This window comes from Quadrisphaera sp. RL12-1S (genome assembly GCF_014270065.1).
GTDB lineage: Bacteria > Actinomycetota > Actinomycetes > Actinomycetales > Quadrisphaeraceae > Quadrisphaera.
Genome location: NZ_JACNME010000011.1, coordinates 28,872 through 46,742, shown reverse-complemented (window position 1 = coordinate 46,742; position 17,871 = coordinate 28,872). Strand labels below are relative to the sequence as shown.

The 17,871-nt window shown below is 76.2% G+C and carries 17 protein-coding genes, 2 tRNA genes and 1 other RNA gene; 10 read left to right on the top strand and 10 right to left on the bottom strand.

All coding sequences use genetic code 11. The features are described from left to right. Nucleotide 1: 1 nt before the first annotated feature. Nucleotides 2-637, bottom strand: a complete 636-nt coding sequence (gene upp, locus H7K62_RS16945) for a uracil phosphoribosyltransferase (protein ID WP_147927527.1) — start codon at nucleotides 635-637, stop codon at nucleotides 2-4. A gap of 87 nt (nucleotides 638-724) precedes the next feature. On the opposite strand from upp, the gene H7K62_RS16940 reads away from it, so the two are divergent. From H7K62_RS16940 to H7K62_RS16930, 3 genes are all read left to right on the top strand, one after another. Then, nucleotides 725-1,225: a tRNA adenosine deaminase-associated protein gene (locus tag H7K62_RS16940; protein ID WP_186720566.1), complete on the top strand. Its 501-nt coding sequence runs from the start codon at nucleotides 725-727 to the stop codon at nucleotides 1,223-1,225. Nucleotides 1,226-1,263: 38 nt separating this feature from the next. Next, entirely contained in the window at nucleotides 1,264-1,719 is a 456-nt protein-coding gene (gene tadA, locus H7K62_RS16935) for a tRNA adenosine(34) deaminase TadA (RefSeq protein ID WP_222437786.1), read from the top strand. Nucleotides 1,720-1,729: 10 nt separating this feature from the next. Then, nucleotides 1,730-1,819, top strand: a tRNA-Ser gene (locus tag H7K62_RS16930). Nucleotides 1,820-1,892: 73 nt separating this feature from the next. Here H7K62_RS16930 and H7K62_RS16925 read toward each other — a convergent pair. After that, nucleotides 1,893-2,171 carry a hypothetical protein gene (locus tag H7K62_RS16925; RefSeq protein WP_186720564.1) on the bottom strand — a complete coding sequence of 93 codons (279 nt, stop codon included), beginning with the start codon at nucleotides 2,169-2,171 and terminating at the stop codon, nucleotides 1,893-1,895. After that, the gene (locus H7K62_RS16920) at nucleotides 2,168-3,487 is read right to left on the bottom strand and encodes a PspC domain-containing protein (RefSeq protein WP_186720562.1); all 1,320 of its coding nucleotides are present in this window, start codon (nucleotides 3,485-3,487) and stop codon (nucleotides 2,168-2,170) included. The genes H7K62_RS16925 and H7K62_RS16920 overlap by 4 nt, the downstream gene beginning before the upstream one ends. 152 nt (nucleotides 3,488-3,639) lie before the next feature. On the opposite strand from H7K62_RS16920, the gene H7K62_RS16915 reads away from it, so the two are divergent. Both H7K62_RS16915 and H7K62_RS16910 read left to right on the top strand, forming a co-directional pair. Next, nucleotides 3,640-4,989, top strand: a complete 1,350-nt coding sequence (locus H7K62_RS16915; RefSeq protein ID WP_186720559.1) for an ATP-binding protein — start codon at nucleotides 3,640-3,642, stop codon at nucleotides 4,987-4,989. Continuing rightward, entirely contained in the window at nucleotides 4,986-5,672 is a 687-nt protein-coding gene (locus tag H7K62_RS16910; RefSeq protein WP_186720557.1) for a LuxR C-terminal-related transcriptional regulator, read from the top strand. Before H7K62_RS16915 ends, H7K62_RS16910 begins: the two co-directional genes overlap by 4 nt. On the opposite strand, the gene H7K62_RS16905 is transcribed toward H7K62_RS16910, so the two are convergent. Beyond that, entirely contained in the window at nucleotides 5,563-7,458 is a 1,896-nt protein-coding gene (locus H7K62_RS16905) for a putative bifunctional diguanylate cyclase/phosphodiesterase (protein ID WP_186720555.1), read from the bottom strand. The genes H7K62_RS16910 and H7K62_RS16905 overlap by 110 nt on opposite strands. A gap of 195 nt (nucleotides 7,459-7,653) precedes the next feature. Here H7K62_RS16905 and H7K62_RS16900 point away from each other — a divergent pair, with 195 nt between their 5' ends. Next, nucleotides 7,654-8,724 carry an ABC transporter substrate-binding protein gene (locus H7K62_RS16900; protein ID WP_370591830.1) on the top strand — a complete coding sequence of 357 codons (1,071 nt, stop codon included), beginning with the start codon at nucleotides 7,654-7,656 and terminating at the stop codon, nucleotides 8,722-8,724. A gap of 53 nt (nucleotides 8,725-8,777) precedes the next feature. Then, complete coding sequence (locus H7K62_RS16895; RefSeq protein ID WP_458334875.1) at nucleotides 8,778-9,800, top strand: FecCD family ABC transporter permease; 1,023 nt, start codon at nucleotides 8,778-8,780, stop codon at nucleotides 9,798-9,800. 3 nt (nucleotides 9,801-9,803) lie between these two features. On the opposite strand, the gene H7K62_RS16890 is transcribed toward H7K62_RS16895, so the two are convergent. The 3 genes from H7K62_RS16890 to H7K62_RS16880 all read right to left on the bottom strand — a co-directional run bounded on the left by H7K62_RS16890 (nucleotide 9,804) and on the right by H7K62_RS16880 (nucleotide 10,575). Continuing rightward, entirely contained in the window at nucleotides 9,804-10,103 is a 300-nt protein-coding gene (locus H7K62_RS16890; RefSeq protein WP_186720553.1) for a type II toxin-antitoxin system VapB family antitoxin, read from the bottom strand. Between the two features lie 34 nt (nucleotides 10,104-10,137). Next, complete coding sequence (locus H7K62_RS16885; RefSeq protein ID WP_186720551.1) at nucleotides 10,138-10,356, bottom strand: hypothetical protein; 219 nt, start codon at nucleotides 10,354-10,356, stop codon at nucleotides 10,138-10,140. 134 nt (nucleotides 10,357-10,490) lie between these two features. Then, nucleotides 10,491-10,575, bottom strand: a tRNA-Ser gene (locus H7K62_RS16880). 92 nt (nucleotides 10,576-10,667) lie between these two features. Between H7K62_RS16880 and ffs the strand changes: the two genes are divergently transcribed. The 3 genes from ffs (at nucleotide 10,668) to recR (ending at nucleotide 14,218) form a co-directional block, all read left to right on the top strand. Next, nucleotides 10,668-10,764, top strand: an RNA gene (gene ffs, locus H7K62_RS16875) — signal recognition particle sRNA small type. Between the two features lie 74 nt (nucleotides 10,765-10,838). Continuing rightward, on the top strand, nucleotides 10,839-13,532 hold the full coding sequence (locus tag H7K62_RS16870; protein WP_186720549.1) for a DNA polymerase III subunit gamma and tau: 2,694 nt from the start codon (nucleotides 10,839-10,841) through the stop codon (nucleotides 13,530-13,532). Between the two features lie 86 nt (nucleotides 13,533-13,618). Further along, a complete protein-coding gene (recR, locus tag H7K62_RS16865; RefSeq protein WP_186720547.1) occupies nucleotides 13,619-14,218 on the top strand; it encodes a recombination mediator RecR in 600 nt (199 codons plus the stop codon). A gap of 79 nt (nucleotides 14,219-14,297) precedes the next feature. Here recR and H7K62_RS16860 read toward each other — a convergent pair whose 3' ends face one another. The 3 genes from H7K62_RS16860 to H7K62_RS16850 form a co-directional block, all read right to left on the bottom strand. After that, complete coding sequence (locus H7K62_RS16860; protein ID WP_186720545.1) at nucleotides 14,298-15,371, bottom strand: ABC transporter ATP-binding protein; 1,074 nt, start codon at nucleotides 15,369-15,371, stop codon at nucleotides 14,298-14,300. A gap of 168 nt (nucleotides 15,372-15,539) precedes the next feature. Beyond that, entirely contained in the window at nucleotides 15,540-16,328 is a 789-nt protein-coding gene (otsB, locus tag H7K62_RS16855; protein WP_222437764.1) for a trehalose-phosphatase, read from the bottom strand. Further along, the gene (locus tag H7K62_RS16850; RefSeq protein ID WP_370591828.1) at nucleotides 16,325-17,791 is read right to left on the bottom strand and encodes an alpha,alpha-trehalose-phosphate synthase (UDP-forming); all 1,467 of its coding nucleotides are present in this window, start codon (nucleotides 17,789-17,791) and stop codon (nucleotides 16,325-16,327) included. The genes otsB and H7K62_RS16850 overlap by 4 nt, the downstream gene beginning before the upstream one ends. Nucleotides 17,792-17,871 lie beyond the last annotated feature (80 nt).

Here is a 17,871-nt window from a genome sequence, read left to right as displayed (position 1 = left end):
CTCAGACCACCCCGTAGAGCCTGTCCCCGGCGTCACCCAGACCGGGCACGATGTAGCCGTTCTCGTCCAGGCGCTCGTCGACGGCCGCCGTCACCACGGTGATGGGGGCGTCCGCGCCGAAGGACGACGTCACCACGTCCAGTCCCTCCGGAGCCGCCAGCAGGCACACGGCCGTGACGTCCGTGGCCCCGATCTCGAACAGGTAGCGGATCGCCGCCACCAGCGTGCCGCCGGTGGCGAGCATGGGGTCGAGCACGTAGCACTGCCGGCCCGAGAGGTCGTCCGGGAGGCGGTGCGCGTAGGTGCTGGCCTGCAGCGTCTCCTCGTCGCGCACCATGCCCAGGAAGCCCACCTCGGCGGTCGGCAGCAGGCGGGTCATCCCGTCCAGCATGCCCAGGCCGGCGCGCAGGATCGGCACCACGAGCGGCTTCGGGCTGGCCAGCTTCACGCCCGTGGTGGTCGCCACCGGGGTGGAGATCTCCTGCGGCTCCACCCGCGCCCCGCGCGTCGCCTCGTAGGCGAGCAGCGTGACCAGCTCGTCGGCGAGGCGCCGGAACGTCGGCGACTCCGTCTTCGCGTCCCGCAGGACGGTCAGCTTGTGGGCCACCAGGGGGTGGTCGACGACCTGCACGCGCACGGTCGACGACCCTACCCATCCGAGGAGGTCCGTGGACGCGCCGCCGGGGCCTCGCCTGCCGCGCCCGTCTGCGCCACGATGAGCCCCATGTCGTACTTCACCGCGGTCCTGGCCTCCGACGGGGACGGCTGGCGCTCCGTCGACCTCGACGTCGAGGACGCCGTGGACGTCGAGGAGCTGGCCGACGAGGTGCGCGCCGCCGTCGACGGCACCGGCGACGCCCCCGGCCCCCTGCTCGTCGTGCTCGAGCGCGAGGACGAGTGGTTCGCCCTCGTCAGGGTCGACGGCGAGGAGCCCCGCGCCTTCGTCTCCGACCTCTCCGCCGCCAGCACGAGCCACTACGGGGAGCTGCTCAGCGTCACCGCGGACTCCCCGGCCCCGCAGCCCGCCCCCCAGGAGGACGAGGAGGAGGACAGCGCCGCCCGCGTCGCCGCCCCCACCTGGGCCGGTGACGCCGACCTCCTGGCCGACCTCGACGTGCCGGGCAGCGAGCTCGCTGACACCGCCGAGTCCCGCGACCCCGCCAGCGCGCTCGTGGCGGTCGGGGAGAAGGTCGGGTTCGTGGACCTGCTCGAGGCGCTGCGCTGACGGGTGCCGGACCGGCCAGCCGCCCCGACGACGAGCGGCTGGTCCGGCTGGCCCTGGCCCGGGCGCGCGCGGCGCACCTGGCCGGCGGGGCCGCCGGTGACGTCCCGGTCGGCGCCGTCGTCGTCGACGGCTCCGGGCTCGTCCTCGGTGCGGGCAGCAACGAGCGCGAGGCGACCGCAGACCCGACGGCCCACGCGGAGGTGCTGGCGCTGCGACGGGCCGCCGCCGCCACCGGCTCCTGGCGCCTCGAGGGCGCGACCCTGGCGGTGACGCTGGAGCCGTGCACCATGTGCGCCGGCGCCCTCGTCCTCGCCCGGGTGGCGCGGGTGGTGTTCGGCGCCTGGGACCCCAAGGCGGGGGCCGCCGGGTCGCTGCGTGACGTGCTGCGCGACCCCCGGCTGAACCACCGCCCCGAGGTGGTGGCCGGCGTGCTGGAGGAGCCGTGCGCCACGCTGCTGAGGGGGTTCTTCGAGGACCGGCGCGCGACCGGGTAGTGTCTTCCGCGGTGGCGTGTCCGAGCGGCCTAAGGAGCACGCCTCGAAAGCGTGTGAGGGTGAGAGCTCTCCGTGGGTTCAAATCCCACCGCCACCGCCACGAAGACGGCGGCGCCCGCAGGGGCGCCGCCGTCTCGTCGTCTGGCAGCTCGCTCCGGTCGTCGCGGGTCGGGTCAGCGACCGCGGACGCCGGCCACCAGGCCTCCCACCACGAGCAGGCCGCCCAGCGCCACCAGGGCAACAGCGGCCACGGCGCCCGCGTCCACCCGGACGTCCGCCAGCACGCCCAGACCCACGAGGACCGCCACGAGCAGGGCCGCCAGACCCGTCACGAGGCTCGGGACGTGGGGGCCACCGGGAGCCGGCTCGGTCGGCTGCTCGGTCTGCTGCTCGGTCGGCTGCTCGTCGGAGGGGGCTGGTGCCGGCTGGGGGAGGGTCTGGTCGGGGCTCATGCTGCGCTCCTGACGATCTCGAGCTGGCCGATGGCGGTGCGGGCGTCCACGCGGAGGTGGACCGGCTCGAGGGTGCCGTCCGTCGTCGTCGCCGGCGCCCTCGAGGTGGTGCTGGTGAAGAAGCCGTCGTCGGCGCCGCGGGTGGTCCACCCGGGGCCGCTGGTGACCACCTCGCCGATGACGCCGCTGGTGCGGACCTCCACGTCGGCGCCGGTGGGCACGATCACGCGGGCCTCGCCGACGCCGTGCCGCAGCTCCACGTCCACGGTGGCGCCCGCGGCGGCGGGGTCGTCGGCCAGGGAGCGCAGGTCGAGGGTCGCCTGACCGGCCCAGGAGGCGTAGCCCCGCTCGGCCTGCGCCACCGTCAGCGGCCGCCAGTCGACGTCGCCGACGCCGCGCACGTCGGCGCCGGGGGGCACCGCCAGCGCGAGGAGCGCCGTGGTCGCGCCGGCGAACGCCCAGAACCCGAGGCCGTCCCCGCGCCGCCCCGCCAGCCCTGCCGCCACCAGCGCCAGGGCCACCACGGCGGTGGCTGCTGCCGCTGCGACGGAGACGACCTGCGGTGTCGTGAGGTCCAGCTGCCCACCCGCTGGTGCCGACCACGCGGACCAGCCCTGCCGGTCCAGGCCCAGCGGCGCCAGCTGCTGCGGCCGGACGGCCAGCCACGCCGCAGCCCCCACGAGCAGCGCCGCGCCGAGCACCGCCGTCGTCACCCACGCCGGCACCGCCGGGCGCGACGCGCGCCGCGGTCCTCCGCAGGCGCTGCGCACCGCTGCGCCCACCGGCTGCCCGTCAGGGCGGACACCGCCCGCCGAGGCCGGCACCAGCCGCGGCAGCATCGCCACCCCGACCGCCAGCACCACGCCGACGACGACGAGGGAGACCACGTCGCCACCGCTGACCACCCGGCCGTCCGCCACCCACGACCACGGGCTGGGGACCGCCGAGGCCAGCGCCACCAGGCCGAGCGCCAGCACCGCCGAGGCCGACACCCGCCCGCCGACCAGCGCCCGGGCCTCGATGCGCCCCTCGCGGTCCGGGAGCAGCAGCCACGCCGCGGCGTACAGGACCAGCCCGACGCCGCCCAGGAGCGCGACGACCACCACGACGACCCGCAGCAGCACGGGATCCACGCCCAGGCGCTCGGCGGTGCCGGCGGCGACACCGCCCAGCCACCGCTCGTCGGAGCGGCGCAGGTCCAGGCGCTCCAGCCAGCCCCAGAAGGCGGTGCGCGAGGAGGAGCTGCTCCCGGAGGGGCCTGGGCCGGGTCCTGAGCCGGGTCCTGAGCCGGGCGCGGTGCTGGGGGTGGAGGTCATGGCGTCGAGCGTCCTCCGCAGCCGGGCCGGGAGGATCCGGGACGGACCCTGACCCGACCCTGGTCGTGACGGCCCCGGCTCAGGGGCGGACCGGGGTGCGCCCAGGGTGGCGCACGCGTGACCGGCGGCGCACGCGCCGCGACGATGGACCGGTGAGCACCACGAGCGCCGCCGCTCCCGCCGCCGGGACGCGCCGCCGGCGACCGCAGCGACCGCCGCTGCGCCGCCCGGCCCGGGGCCGCTGGGCCGGCGGGGTGGCAGCGGGCACCGCGCGCCACCTGCACCTGCCCGTCGCCGTGGCCCGGGTGCTGTGGCTGGGCCTGGTCGCCGCGGGCGGAGCGGGGCTCGTCGGGTACGCCCTGCTGTGGGCGCTCGTGCCGGTGGACGGCGAGGACGTCCCGGCCGGGGCCGGGGACGGGCGAGGTGCCGTGGAGCGGCTGGTGCGGTGGAGCCCCTCCGGAGGCGCGGGGGCGCAGCTGGTGGTGGGCGCCGTGCTCCTGGCCACCGGCGTCCAGCTGGTCCTGCAGCGCAGCAGCGCGGACGTCGCCTCCGGCGTCCTCGTGCCCGTCGCTGCCGGGCTCGCCGGAGCGGTGGTCGCGTGGGGGTCGCTGGAGCCCGCCCGGCGCACCGCCCTCCTCGTGCAGGTGGGTGGCGGCACACCGGACGGCACGCGCCGCGCGGTGCTCGGCGCCGCCCTAGCCGTCGGCGGCCTGGTCCTGCTGGCCCTCGGCGGCGCCCAGGCGCAGGCCCTCGGTCCCGGCGCCGTGGCGGCGCTCGCGGTGCTCGGCGGCACCGCGCTGGTCGTGGCCCCGTGGGTCCTCCGGCTGGTGCGGGACCTCGGCGACGAGCGGACCGCCCGGCTGCGGGAGGCCGAGCGGGCCGAGGTGGCAGCCCACCTGCACGACTCCGTGCTCCAGACCCTCGCGCTGCTGCAGCGCCACAGCGACGACCCCGCCACCGTCACCCGCCTCGCCCGCCGCCAGGAGCGCGAGCTGCGCGACTGGCTCTACGGGGGGCGGGCGCGTGCGGGGGACGAGGGGCCGGAGCGGACCCTGGCCGATCGGGTGCGTGCCGAGGCCGCGGACGTCGAGGACGCCGTCGGCGTGCCCGTGCAGGTGGTCGTGGTGGGGGACCGCGAGGTGGGGCGCGTCGAGGAGGCGCTGGTCGCCGCACTGCGGGAGGCGGTGCTCAACGCCGTGCGCCACGGCCGTCCGCCGGTCCAGGTGTACGTGGAGGCCGGGACCGGTGGTGCCGAGGCCTTCGTGCGAGACCACGGGGACGGCTTCGACCCCGACGCGGTGCCCGCGGACCGCCGCGGTGTGCGCCAGTCGGTCCTCGGCAGGATGTCGAGGGCGGGCGGTTCCGCACAGGTCGGTCCCGCCCCGGGCGGAGGCACCGAGGTGGTGCTCCGCACGGGCGCGGGGGGCGCTGCAGCTGCCGGGGCCGCTGGTCCCACCGGGGTGGTCCCGCCGGAGGACGAGCAGGACGGAGCAGGGCTGTGAGCGGGTTGCGGGTGCTCCTCGTCGACGACCACGCGCTGGTGCGCTCAGGTGTGCGGGCCGTGCTCCCGCCGGACCTCGTGGTGGTCGGTGAGGCCGGGGACGTCGGCGCCGCCGTGGAGGCCGTCCAGCGCCACGCGCCCGACGTCGTGCTCCTCGACGTGCACCTGCCGGGCGGTGACGCACCCGGCGGCGCCGGCAGCGGCGGCGCTGAGGTGCTCCGCCGCTGCGCGGGCGCGCAGCGGGCCGACGGGCAGCCGGTGCGCTTCCTCGCCCTCAGCGTCTCCGACGCCGCCGAGGACGTCATCGCCGTGGTGCGCGCCGGCGCGCGCGGCTACGTGACGAAGACCGTGGACGGCGCCTCGCTCGCCGACGCGGTGCGCCGCGTGGCCGAGGGCGACGCCGTGTTCTCCCCGCGCCTGGCCGGCTTCGTGCTGGACGCCTTCGGCGCGGTCGGCGGCATCGCCGAGGTCGCCACCACCGACGCCGAGCTCGACCGGCTCTCCGCCCGCGAGCGCGAGGTGATGCGCCTCATCGCCCGCGGCTACGCCTACAAGGACGTGGCCCGCCAGCTGTTCATCTCGGTGAAGACGGTGGAGACCCACGTCTCGGCGGTGCTGCGCAAGCTGCAGCTGTCGAACCGGCACGAGCTGACGCGCTGGGCCAGCGACCGCCGCCTCCTGTGACGTCCGTGCCGACGTCTGCGCTGCTCCCCGGGCAGCCCCACAGGGCCGGCACGTCATCGGGGTGGAGGGGTTCGCTCACGGCGCTGCCCTGGGCGAGCAGGCAGCGCCCGGGGCCCATCTGCCGCAGCAGGTCGAGGTGCGCCGGGCTGCGGGCCCCCTCGGCGGTCACCGGAACGCCGAGGCCGTGGCCCAGCTCGACGAGGGTGCGCACGACGACGGCCGACCGCACGTCGTCCAGCGCCTGCTCCACGAACCGGCGGTCGATCTTGAGGCCGTCCACGACCAGCTCCGACAGGTGGCTGAGCCCGGCCGACCCGCTGCCGACGTCGTCGAGGGTGATGGCCACGCCGAGCGCCCGCAGCGCACGCAGCGCCGGCTGGGCGGCGCGCAGGTGCGCGGCGGTGGCCACCTCCGGCAGCTCCAGCCGCAGGGCGCGTGACGGCACGTCCCAGTGCGCCAGCTCCCGTGCCACCACCGCGGGCAGCTCCGGGCACAGCAGTCCCGCCACCGAGAGGTTGACGTTGAGGTGGGCGGGCACCGCGTCGCCGTGCTCGGCCACCCACCGCCCCCACTGCGCCAGCGCCGTGCGGAGGACGTGGACGTCGAGGTCAGCGGAGTAGCCGGCCGCGGCGACGTCGTCCAGGAAGTCGCCCGGGGCGAGCAGGCCGCGCTCCGGGTGGCGCCACCGCACCAGCGCCTCGAGGCTGCGCACCGCCCCGTCGGCCACCGCCACGATCGGCTGGTAGTGGACCTCCAGCTGCCCGGCCGCGGCAGCCGCCTCGAAGGCGCGCCGGTCGGGCGACACCGGTGCCGCCGCGCTGCACCACGAGGCGTCCACCACCTCCGAGCGCTGGCCACCGGCCTGCTTGGCGCGGTAGGCGGCGAGGTCGGCCTCGTGCAGCAGCGCGCTGGGCTCGGCCGGCAGGGCCGCGCACACCGCCACACCCGCGCTCGCCCGTCCGGGCAGCACCCTGCCGCCCAGCTCGTGCGGACGCGCCAGCGCTGACTGCAGAGCCGCTGCCAGCCGGTGGCCGTCCGAGGAGCTGGCGTCGGGGAGGAGCACCGCGAACTCGTCGCCGCCGAGGCGGGCCACCACGGCCCGCGGGCCCGCGCAGCCGCGGAGGCGGTCGGCGGTGCAGCGCAGCAGCTGGTCACCGGCGGCGTGCCCGGAGGAGTCGTTGACGGCCTTGAAGCCGTCCAGGTCGACGAAGGCGACGACGGCGCCCCCGGTGCCCGCGCAGACCTCGCCGAGGCGGCGCAGGAAGTGCGCCCGGTTGGCCAGCCCGGTCAGCGGGTCGGTGAGGGCCTCCACCGCGAGCTGCGCCGACAGCGCCCGGAAGACGTGCTCCGCCTCGAGCAGCCGCAGCTCCCCGTCCGGGCGGCGCACCAGCACCTCGGAGAACCGGCGCGACCGCTCGCGGGCCAGGAGCAGCTCCGCGGCCCGCGGCACGCTCGTGCGCGCGTCCAGCACGAGCACGTCGCGGTCGGCGAACTGGCCGACGGGCCGTCGGGCGTGGAGGGAGCGGCCGTAGCCGAAGCGACCGCTCATGGCGTTGAGGAAGTCGGCGCGCGAGAGGAGCCCGGGCGTCCTCGGAGCGCCCGCTGCGCCGCCGTCGTCCTCGCCGTCGCCGGTGACGGCGAGGCACACCAGGTCGGGGTCGGCGCGGAAGGCCTCGTCCACCTGCCAGCACGGGGTGGCCGCCAGCACGGACCTCAGGGGCTGGCCGAGGGCGTCGACGCACACCACCGGATCCGCCTCGAGCAGTGCCTGGGGCACCTCGCTCACGCCGACCTCCGGGGGGACACGAGGGTGGAGTGTGTCAGTGATCCGCCCCGCCGGGAGACCACCACCGCGGAGCGGGGCCGCCCCCGCGGTGGCGCCGGCCACGAGATCACCGGCCATGCATAGGTTAGCCTCACCTCACTGCGAGCCCCTGAGCTCGGCCCCCCGCACGTCCCAGCCCCCCGGAGCAGCAGCCTCGTGCCCATCCGCCCGTCCCCGTCCCGCGCCCGCACCGGTGCGCTCGCCGCCGCCCTCGCCGCCGTCCTCGTCGGCGCGCTCGCGGGCTGCGGCGCCTCAGAGCCCGTCCAGGCGCCCCCGACGGTCGCACCGGCCGGCGAGGGGCGCACCCAGTACCCGCTCGTGCTGGACAACTGCGGCCAGCAGGTGGTGGTCGACGCCCCGCCGCAGCGCGTCGCCTCGCTCGACCAGGGCTCCACCGAGATCCTGCTGTCGCTGGGGCTCGCCGACCGCGTGGTCGGCACCGCCTCCTGGACCGACCCCGTGCTGCCGGAGCTCGCCGAGGCGAACGCCTCCGTGCCGCGCCTGGCGGACGACGCTCCCACCTACGAGGTGCTCCTGGGCGCCGACCCCGACTTCGTCACCGCCTCCTTCGGGCGCCACTTCGCCGAGGGCGGGGTCACCACCCGGGCGCGGCTCGCGGAGACCGGTGTCGACAGCTACCTGTCGCCCACTGACTGCGAGGGCTCCACGAGCATCAACGGCGGCGGCACCCGCACCCGCCCGGTGACCGTGGAGGCGGTGTACCAGGAGGTCCACGAGCTGGCCGAGGTCTTCGACGTCGCCGACCGCGGGGACGCCCTCGTCGACCGGCTCCAGCAGCGCGCGGCCGCCGCCACCGAGGGCCTGGACCTGTCGGGCACGACGGTCGCGTTCTGGTTCGCGGACACCTCGACGCCGTACGTCGCCGGCGGCCTCGGGGCGCCCGCGCTGCTCACCGCACCGACCGGGCTGGAGAACGCCTTCGCGAGCCAGCCCGAGGACTGGGCCGCCACCGGGTGGGAGACCGTCGTGGCCGCCCAGCCCGACGTGCTGGTGCTGGGCGACCTGCAGCGCGACAGGTTCAGCGGCGACCGCCTCGACGACAAGACCGCCTTCCTCGCCGCCGACCCCCTCACCTCGACCTTGGACGCGGTGCAGCACCAGCGGTACATCGCCCTGCACGGAGCCGAGATGAACCCCTCCATCCGCTTCGTCGACGGCCTGGAGAAGGTCCGCGCCTGGTACGACGAGCACCAGGACGAGCTCTGAGCAGGACGACGGCGGCGCCCTCGTCGCCGTCCCGCGCAGCGGCCGTCGGTCGTCTGGGCCGACGGGGGCTGGTCCCGGCGGCTGTCCTGGTCGTGGGCGCCGTCCTGCTGGTCTGGTCGGTCGGGGTGGCCACCACCCTGGGGCCCGCCGACGTCTCGCTGGTCAACGTCCGCGACGTGCTCCTGAACCACCTGACCGGCGCCGGCATCCCCGTGCGCGCCTCCGAGGACGCCATCGTCTGGGAGGAGCGCCTGCCGCGGGCCCTCGTCGCCGCGGCCTGTGGCGCGGGCCTGTCGGTGTGCGGCGTGGTGCTCCAGTCCCTGCTGCGCAACGCCCTGGCCGACCCCTTCGTCCTCGGGATCTCCTCGGGGGCCTCCACCGGCGCCGTCGTCATCGGGGTCATGGGCCTGGGCGGCGGGGTGCTGGGACTGTCCGGCGGGGCGTTCGTCGGGGCGCTGCTGGCCTTCGCCGCGGTGCTGGGGCTGACCCGGCTGGCCGGCGGCGGCACGACCGTGGTGGTGCTGGCCGGGGTGGCCGGCACCCAGCTCTTCTCCGCGCTCACCTCGCTGGTCGTCTTCGCCGTCGCCGACTCCGACCAGGTCCGCGGCGTCATGTTCTGGCTGCTCGGGTCGCTGGAGGGGGTGAGGTGGCCCGACGTCGTGCTGACGGGCTCGGTGGTGCTCGTCGGGGTGGCGGTGTGCGTGGTGGCCGCCCGCTCGCTGGACGCCCTCGCCTTCGGCGACGACCTCGCGTCCTCCCTCGGCGTCCCCGTGGCGCGCCTGCGGGCGGCCCTGCTCGTGCTCACCGCGCTGCTCACCGCCGCCCTGGTCAGCGCGGTCGGAGCCGTGGGCTTCGTCGGGCTGGTGCTGCCGCACGCCGCGCGCCTGCTCGTGGGGCAGTCGCACCTGCGGCTGGTGCCCGTGGCGGCGGTGCTCGGAGCGGTGTTCGTGGTCTGGGTCGACGCGGTGGGCCGGGTGGTCTTCGCGCCGACCCCGCTGCCCGTGGGCGTCGGGACCGCGCTGGTGGGCGTGCCGGTGTTCGCCGCGCTGCTCGTGCACCGTCGCCGTGGCGCCTGAGCGTCAGTCGGGGACCACCAGCACCCGCGCGTGCAGCACGCTGCGCTGCTGCAGCGCCGCTCTCAGGGCCCGGTGGAGCCCGTCCTCGAGGTAGAGCGTGCCGCGCCACTGGACCACGTGGGCGAAGAGGTCTCCGTAGAACGTCGAGTCCTCCGACAGCAGGCTGCCCAGGTCGAGCGTGCGCTTGGTGGTCACCAGCTCGTCCAGGCGCACCTGCCGCGGTGGCACGGCGGCCCACTGGCGGGGCGTGTCGCAGCCGTGCTCGGGATAGGGCCGGGAGTCTCCGACGCGGGCGAAGATCACCCCGTCGACCCTACGCCGAGCCGTCCGGAGGGCCTCAGGCGACGACCGCCAGGTGCCGTCCCCGGGTGCTGGACACCGCGGCGGGACCGGTCGCCGCGAGGGAGGTCCCACCGACCAGCAGGGCCCCCGAGCAGGCGGTGCACACCCGCTCGGGGCACGCCCCTCCGTGTCCCTCGGCGCACGGAGGGACCTCGAACGGCCGCAGCGCCGAGCACCAGGGGCAGTCCAGCTCCTCCAGCACGTCCTGTGGCACGCAGACCTCCTCGCACGGCACCGCGGCGGCGCCTCCTCGTCGACCCCGGCACCGTCCCAGAGGGGTCCGACAGCCCGGTCCGCGCAGGGGTGGAGCAGAAGGGCCCGGACGCTGCTGCGTCCGGGCCCCGAGTGCGGAGGATGCGGGATTTGAACCCGCGAGGGCGTTAACCCAACCCGCGTTCCAGGCGAGCGCCATAGGCCACTAGGCGAATCCTCCGCCGCTGACGATACCGGACGGCCGGGGCGGCCGTCAGCGGTGCCACCCCCGGCGGGGCGCTCGGCCGGCCGGCGGCGGCGCGCTACAGTGTCGGCGGCCCCTCGTGCGGCGCCATCCTGCTGAACCCCCCCAGGGCCGGAAGGCAGCAAGGGCAGGTGGGCTCTGGTGGGTGCGCGAGGGGTCCTTCCCTGTCCGGCCCCGCTGTCCACAGGCGCTGCGCCGGAGCTGTCGGCAGTGTCGTAGGCGGACGGGAGGATGCTGACGTGGCCACCGCCCTGTACCGCCGCTACCGCCCCGACTCCTTCGCGGAGGTCATCGGGCAGGAGCACGTCACCGACCCGCTCCGCGCGGCGCTCCGCTCGGGCCGCATCGGCCAGGCGTACCTGTTCTCCGGTCCGCGCGGCTGCGGCAAGACCACCTCGGCCCGCATCCTCGCCCGCTGCCTCAACTGCGCCCAGGGCCCCACCGACACCCCCTGCGGCACCTGCGACAGCTGCGTCGAGCTCGCCCGGGGCGGACCCGGCAGCCTCGACGTCGTCGAGATCGACGCCGCCAGCCACGGCGGTGTCGACGACGCGCGCGAGCTGCGCGAGCGGGCCACCTTCGCCCCGGCGCGGGACCGCCAGAAGGTCTTCATCATCGACGAGGCGCACATGGTGACGCCCCAGGGCTTCAACGCGCTGCTGAAGATCGTCGAGGAGCCCCCGTCGCACATCGCGTTCATCTTCGCCACCACCGAGCCCGACAAGGTGCTCGGCACCATCCGCTCACGCACCCACCACTACCCGTTCCGGCTGGTCCCGCCGCAGGTCCTGCAGGCGCACCTGCAGCAGGTGTGCGACACCGAGGGGGTGCAGGTGGGCCCCGGCGTGCTGCCGCTGGTGGTCAGGGCGGGTGCCGGCTCGGTGCGCGACTCGCTGTCGGTCCTCGACCAGCTGGCCGCGGGGGCCGGGCCGGGCGGCATCGACTACGAGCACGCGGTGGGACTGCTCGGCTACACCCACGCGACCCTCCTGGACGACGTCACCGCGGCCTTCGCCGCCGGGGACGGCGCCACGGTCTTCCAGGTGGTCGACCGCGTCATCTCCTCCGGGCAGGACCCCCGCCGCTTCGTCGACGACCTGCTCCAGCGACTGCGCGACCTCGTCGTGGTGCAGGCGGTGGGGGAGCGCGCCTCCCAGGTCTTCCCCGGGGTCCCGTCGGACCAGCTGGAGCGGATGGCGCTGCAGGCGGCGGGCTTCGGCGCCGCCCAGCTGTCCCGCGCCGCGGACCTGGCCAACACCGCCTCCACCGAGATGACCGGCGCCACGTCGCCGAGGCTGCACCTCGAGCTGCTGTGCGCCCGCATGCTGCTGCCCGCCGCCGACGACGGCGAGCGCGGCCTGGCGGCCCGCCTCGACCGCGTCGAGCGGCGCCTGTCCGTCCCCGGCGGCGTCCCCGCCTCCGGTGGCGCTCCCGCCGCGGAGCACGAGGGCGCGGCGCGCTCGCTGCACGCCGACCCCAGCGCCGCCGACCTCCGCCCGGAGCCGCCGGCTGAGGACGGCGAGCCGCGCGGTGCGCGCCAGGTGCGCGACCTCATCGCCCGTCGCCGGGACGGGGCGGCACCCGCCCCGTCCGCCGTCCCCGAGCAGGCGCCCGAGCGCGCCGAGCGCGCTGCTGACGACGACCGGCGCGACCGCACCGGCCCCGCGGACCGCGTCCCGGAGGAGCCGCAGCGCGAGGCCCAGCAGGCGCCCGTGCTCCCCGCCGCGGCGGCGGAGGCCGCCCGCGTCGCCCCCGGCACCGGCCCCGACCGGTCCCCGGAGGAGCGCGAGCCCGCATCCGCGCCGGGGGCCGACCCCGAGCAGGCCGGGGCGCCCACCCCGGTGGCGGTCTCGCCCGACCCGGTCGGGGGTGTGCCGACGGGAGGGCCCGCCGACGCCCACTCCACCGAGGCCGTGCGGCGGATGTGGCCCGACGTCCTCGACCACCTGGCCAGCGTCAAGCGCCGCACCTGGACCCGCGTCAGCCAGGACGCCCAGGTGGCCCACGTCGACGAGCAGCGCGTCGTGCTGCAGTTCGCGCGTCCGAACACCCTCCAGGCGTTCAGCATCGGTCCGCACGCCGACTTCGTCCGCGAGGCGCTCATCGCCGTCATCGGCCTCGACCGCCAGGTCGTCGCCGTCAACGCGGGCATCCCCGTGCCCGGTGCCACGGCCCAGCCCCCGTCGAGCCGCCCGCCGGCGGCACCGACCGCACCGACGGCTCCAGCGGCTCCAGCGGCTCGGGCCGGTGGGCCGGAGGCCGGGAGCGAGCCCTCGCCCGAGCGGTCCGCGGACCCGGGTGCTGGCCCACGCCCGGAGCAGCGGCCGACGCACGCCCCGGGGCGCACGGACCCGGAGCGGGAAGCCCCCTCGCAGGACCTTCCGAGGGGCGCGTCGGTCCAGCGGGCGCGGCAGCGCAGCGCGGCGCCGCCCCCCTGGGAGGACGCCCCACCCCCCGAGCCCCCCGACGACGGCGAGCCCCCGCCTCCGGAGCACGACGACCCGTGGGCCGACACCGGCGAGCTGTCCCGGCGCCGTCCTGCGACCGCATCCGGACCGTCGTCGTCCCTGCAGGCCCCCCCGACGGGCGGACCGGCCGGTTCTGGGTCCTCGTCGCCGGGCGCTGCCCCGCCGACCCCGCCGACCCCGCAGCCGGTCGTCCAGCCGGTCGCTCAGCCGGTCCACCGCGGCGCCGCCCCGGGGCGGCCCCTGAGCGGTGCCGACCTCGCGCGCTCCGCCATGCGGTCCGCCGCGGGGGCCGCGGCCGGAGGCGGCGACGCCTCTGCTGGCGGGCAGGCCGCTCGTGCGCAGACCGCTCCCGAGGACGAGCCCAGCCGGGACGACCCCGACGCCGAGGGGTCCGGCCAGGTGGGCCTGCCCGTGGTGCAGCGACTGCTGGGCGGCCGGGTGCTGTCCGTCGACGAGCGCCGCTGAGGCCCCGGCCGGCGGGCCCGCCACCGAGGGCCCGGGGAACGGGCGTCGTGGCCCGGGTGGTCGGCAGCGGCACGTAGGCTCGCCGCGTGTACGAGGGCGCGGTCCAGGACCTCATCGACGAGCTGGGGCGGCTGCCCGGGGTGGGGCCCAAGAGCGCCCAGCGCCTGGCGTTCCACCTGCTCGCGGCTGACGAGGACGAGGTGGCCCGGCTCGTCTCGGCGCTGACGGAGGTCAAGCGCCGGGTGAGGTTCTGCTCGGTCTGCGGGAACGTCGCGCAGGAGGAGCAGTGCCGGATCTGCCTCGACGTGCGTCGCGACCCCACCGTGCTGTGCGTCGTGGAGGAGCCGAAGGACGTCGTCGCGATCGAGCGCACCCGGGAGTTCCGCGGTCGCTACCACGTGCTCGGCGGCGCGATCAGCCCCATCGAGGGCGTCGGCCCCGACGACCTGCGCGTCCGCGAGCTGCTGGCGCGCCTGGCGTCGGGCGAGGTCACCGAGGTGATCCTGGCCACCGACCCCAACCTCGAGGGCGAGGCCACCGCCACCTACCTGGCCCGCATGCTCAAGCCGATGGGGCTGCGGGTCACGCGCCTCGCCTCGGGCCTTCCCGTGGGCGGTGACCTGGAGTACGCCGACGAGGTCACGCTGGGCCGGGCCTTCGAGGGGCGTCGTCTCCTCGACGTGTGACGCGCCGAGGGGCGCCCCGCCGCAGCGGGACGCCCCTCGGGGTGGACCAGGTGGTGCTGAGCTGCTCTGCGAGCGGAGCTCAGTCGCCGATGCGCTGCCCGTCCTTGGACGAGAACAGGTGGATGTGGTTCGACTTGGGGACCACGCGCACCGTGGAGCCGGCCTGGGGAGGACGGCGACCGTCGACGCGGGCGATGATCTGCTGCTCGGAGGAGCCCAGCTTCGCGCGGCCGTACAGGTAGGCGTCGGCGCCGAGCTCCTCGACGACGTCGACCTCGACGGGCAGGCCGTCGTCAGCGAGGTCGAGGTCCTCGGGGCGAACACCCAGGGTCACGGTCGAGCCGGTCTCCTGGAGGGTGTCGCGGGGCACCGGCACGGTGGTGGAGCCGAACTTCACGCCGCCGTCGACGACGTCCAGGTTCAGCAGGTTCATGGCGGGGGAGCCGATGAAGCCGGCGACGAAGACGTTGTTCGGGTGGTCGTACATGCGGCGGGGGCTGTCGACCTGCATGAGCAGGCCGTCCTTGAGGACCGCCACGCGGTCACCCATCGTCATGGCCTCGACCTGGTCGTGGGTCACGTAGACGGTGGTGACGCCGAGGCGGCGCTGCAGCTGGGCGATCTGCGTGCGGGTCTGCACGCGCAGCTTCGCGTCCAGGTTGGACAGCGGCTCGTCCATGAGGAACACCTGCGGCTGGCGCACGATCGCGCGGCCCATGGCGACGCGCTGGCGCTGACCACCGGAGAGGGCCTTCGGCTTGCGCTCGAGGTACTGGGTGAGGTCGAGGATCTTCGCGGCCTCGGCGACGCGCGTCTTGATCTCGTCCTTCTTGACACCGGCGATCTTCAGGGCGAAGCCCATGTTGTCGGCCACCGTCATGTGCGGGTACAGCGCGTAGTTCTGGAACACCATCGCGATGTCCCGGTCCTTGGGCTGCACGTCGGTGACGTCGCGGTCACCGATGAGGATGCGGCCGGAGTTCACGTCCTCCAGGCCGGCGAGCATGCGCAGGGAGGTCGACTTGCCGCAGCCGGACGGGCCGACCAGCACGAGGAACTCGCCGTCGGCGACCTCGAGGTTCAGCTTGTCCACCGCGGGGCGCTCGCCGCCCGGGTACAGGCGCGTCGCGTTGTCGTAGACCACAGAAGCCATGAGAAAGCGTCCTCCCACCGGCAGGAACGTGCCGGACGATCCGAGTGAGGGACTCCGCCCGGCCGTCTGTGGCCGTGCGAAGGGCTACCGGCGACCGAGGTCGGACGCCGGTGTCCGCGGCACATACTGCCCTAGACCGCCCTCCCGCGGAACCCCCGCGGCCCGGGCTCAGCCCCTGAGAACGCTCACAAGGTGCTGGAGCAGGGCTGAGACGTCCTCGGGGGTGCCCACGCGGAACTCCGCCGCCGTCTCGCCCTCGCCCACCTTGACGCCGACGTCACCGGCGGAGCGGTCGAGGGCGCGGAACGCGTCCTCGTCGGTGACGTCGTCACCGGCGTAGAGCACCGCGGGCCGTGCGCCGGAGCGCTCGGCGAGCCGGTCGCGCAGGGCGGTGAGCGCGCTGCCCTTGTCGGCCTCCACCACGCTGAGCTCGACGACCTCCTTGCCGCGCAGGGACCGCACTCCCTCCCAGGACCCGGGGCCCTCCTCGACCTGCCGCGACGCCTCGGCGGCGGCGCGGCGGTCCGCCGACCGCGTGTGCAGCACGGCTCCGGCCGGCTTGAGCTCCAGGGACGTCCCCGGGTGCGCCTCGACCACCGCGTGGACCGCGTCCACCACGCGGCCCAGCAGCGCGCGCTGGTCGTCGTCGAGCTCGCTGGGCACGCCGTCGCCCTCGGCGCCGTGGCTCGCCACCAGCAGCGCCCCCTCGGGGGGCCCGCTGACCTCGCGCAGGGAGTCCATCGCGCGACCGCTGACCAGCGCCACGCGGACGCGGTCCGCGGCGTCCAGCGCCGCCAGCGCCGCCAGCGCCTCGGCGCTGGCGGGCAGCGCCCGGGCGGAGCCGGGCTCCTCGACGATCGGCGCGAGCACCCCGTCGAAGTCGAAGGCCAGCAGCACCGCCGGTGCCGCGGCCAGGCCGCTCACCGCCTCCCGCAGGCCGTCCGGCAGCGCGCTCACGGGGCACCCGCCGCGGCCTGCTCGGCCTCGGGGGTGGCCGACCCGGAGCCGTGCCCGGTCTCCAGGGCTGACAGGAAGGCCTCCGCCCACCGCGTCACGTCGTGGAGGCGGACCCGGCGGCGCAGCTGCCGCATGCGCCGCGTCTGCTCCTTGTCGGGCATGGCGAGGGCCTCCGCCACCGCGCGCTTGAGGCCCGAGATGTCGTGCGGGTTGACCAGCAGCGCACCGCTCAGCTCGTCGGCGGCCCCGGTGAACTCGCTGAGCACCAGCACGCCGCGCTCGTCCAGCCGCGAGGCCGCGTACTCCTTCGCCACGAGGTTCATGCCGTCGCGCAGCGCCGTCACGAGCATCACGTCGGCGGCCTGGTAGAGCGCGGACATCTCCTCGCGGGGCTGGTTGTGGTGGAGGTAGTGCACCGCGGCGCGCCCGATGGAGCCGTGCTCGCCGTTGATGCGCCCCACCGCGAGCTCGATCTCGTCGCGCAGCTGCCGGTAGCTGTCCACGCGCTCCCGGCTCGGGGTCGCCACCTGCACCAGCACCGTGTCCTCGGGGTCCACGGCGCCGTCGTCCAGGAGCTCCCCGTAGGCCTTGAGGCGGTGCATGATCCCCTTGGTGTAGTCGAGCCGGTCGACGCCCAGCAGCAGCTTGCGCGGGGCCCCCAGCTCGAAGCGCACCTCGGTCACCCGCGACTGCACCGCCGGTCGGGCCGCCAGCTCCTCGAAGGCGGGCGTGTCGATGGAGATGGGGAACGCCGCGGCGTGGACCAGCCGCTCGGCGCCCTCCTCGTCGCGCACGGTGAGCCGGTGGCGCCTGCTGTCGATGCCGAGCAGCCGCCGGCAGACCCGCAGGAAGTTGTTGGCGTCCGACTGGCGCTGGAAGCCCACGAGGTCGGCGCCGAGCAGACCCTCGACCACCTGGCGGCGCCACGGCATCTGCGCGAAGAGCTCGTAGGGCGGGAACGGGATGTGGTTGAAGAAGCCGATGCGCAGGTCGGGGCGCAGCTCGCGCAGCACCGCGGGCACCAGCTGCAGCTGGTAGTCCTGGACCCACACCGTCGCCCCGCGGGCGGCCTGGCCGGCGGCGGCCTCGGCGAACCGGCGGTTGACCTTCACGTAGGCGTCCCACCAGGCGCGGTGGTAGGTGGGGACGGCGATGACGTCGTGGTAGAGCGGCCACAGGGTGTCGTTGGAGAAGCCCTCGTAGTAGGTCGCGACCTCCTCCTCGGACAGCGGGACCGGCACGAGCCGCATGTCCTCGCCGTCGAAGGGCTCCGGGGCCTCGCCCGCGTCACCGCTCCACCCGACCCACGCGCCGTCGGCGCGCCGCATCACGGGCTCCAGCGCGGTCACCAGCCCGCCGGGGGAGGTGCGCCAGGTGGTGCTGCCGTCCTCGGCGACCACCCGGTCGACGGGGAGGCGGTTGGCCACCACCACGAAGTCGTACTCGCCCACGCCCTGCGGCACCCGGCGTCAACTCCCCGCTCGTCCGACAGCTGCGCCGACCCCGGGTCGGCTCGGCCCCGACCCTAGGCGGGCGTCGTCCG

What these genes read in the sequence shown, in the direction of transcription:
- H7K62_RS16940 (WP_186720566.1), top strand. Translation starts at nt 725, where the DNA reads ATGTCGTACTTCACCGCGGTCCTGGCCTCCGACGGGGACGGCTGGCGC.
- H7K62_RS16925 (WP_186720564.1), bottom strand. Translation starts at nt 2,171, where the DNA reads ATGAGCCCCGACCAGACCCTCCCCCAGCCGGCACCAGCCCCCTCCGAC.
- H7K62_RS16920 (WP_186720562.1), bottom strand. Translation starts at nt 3,487, where the DNA reads ATGACCTCCACCCCCAGCACCGCGCCCGGCTCAGGACCCGGCTCAGGA.
- H7K62_RS16860 (WP_186720545.1), bottom strand. Translation starts at nt 15,371, where the DNA reads ATGGCTTCTGTGGTCTACGACAACGCGACGCGCCTGTACCCGGGCGGC.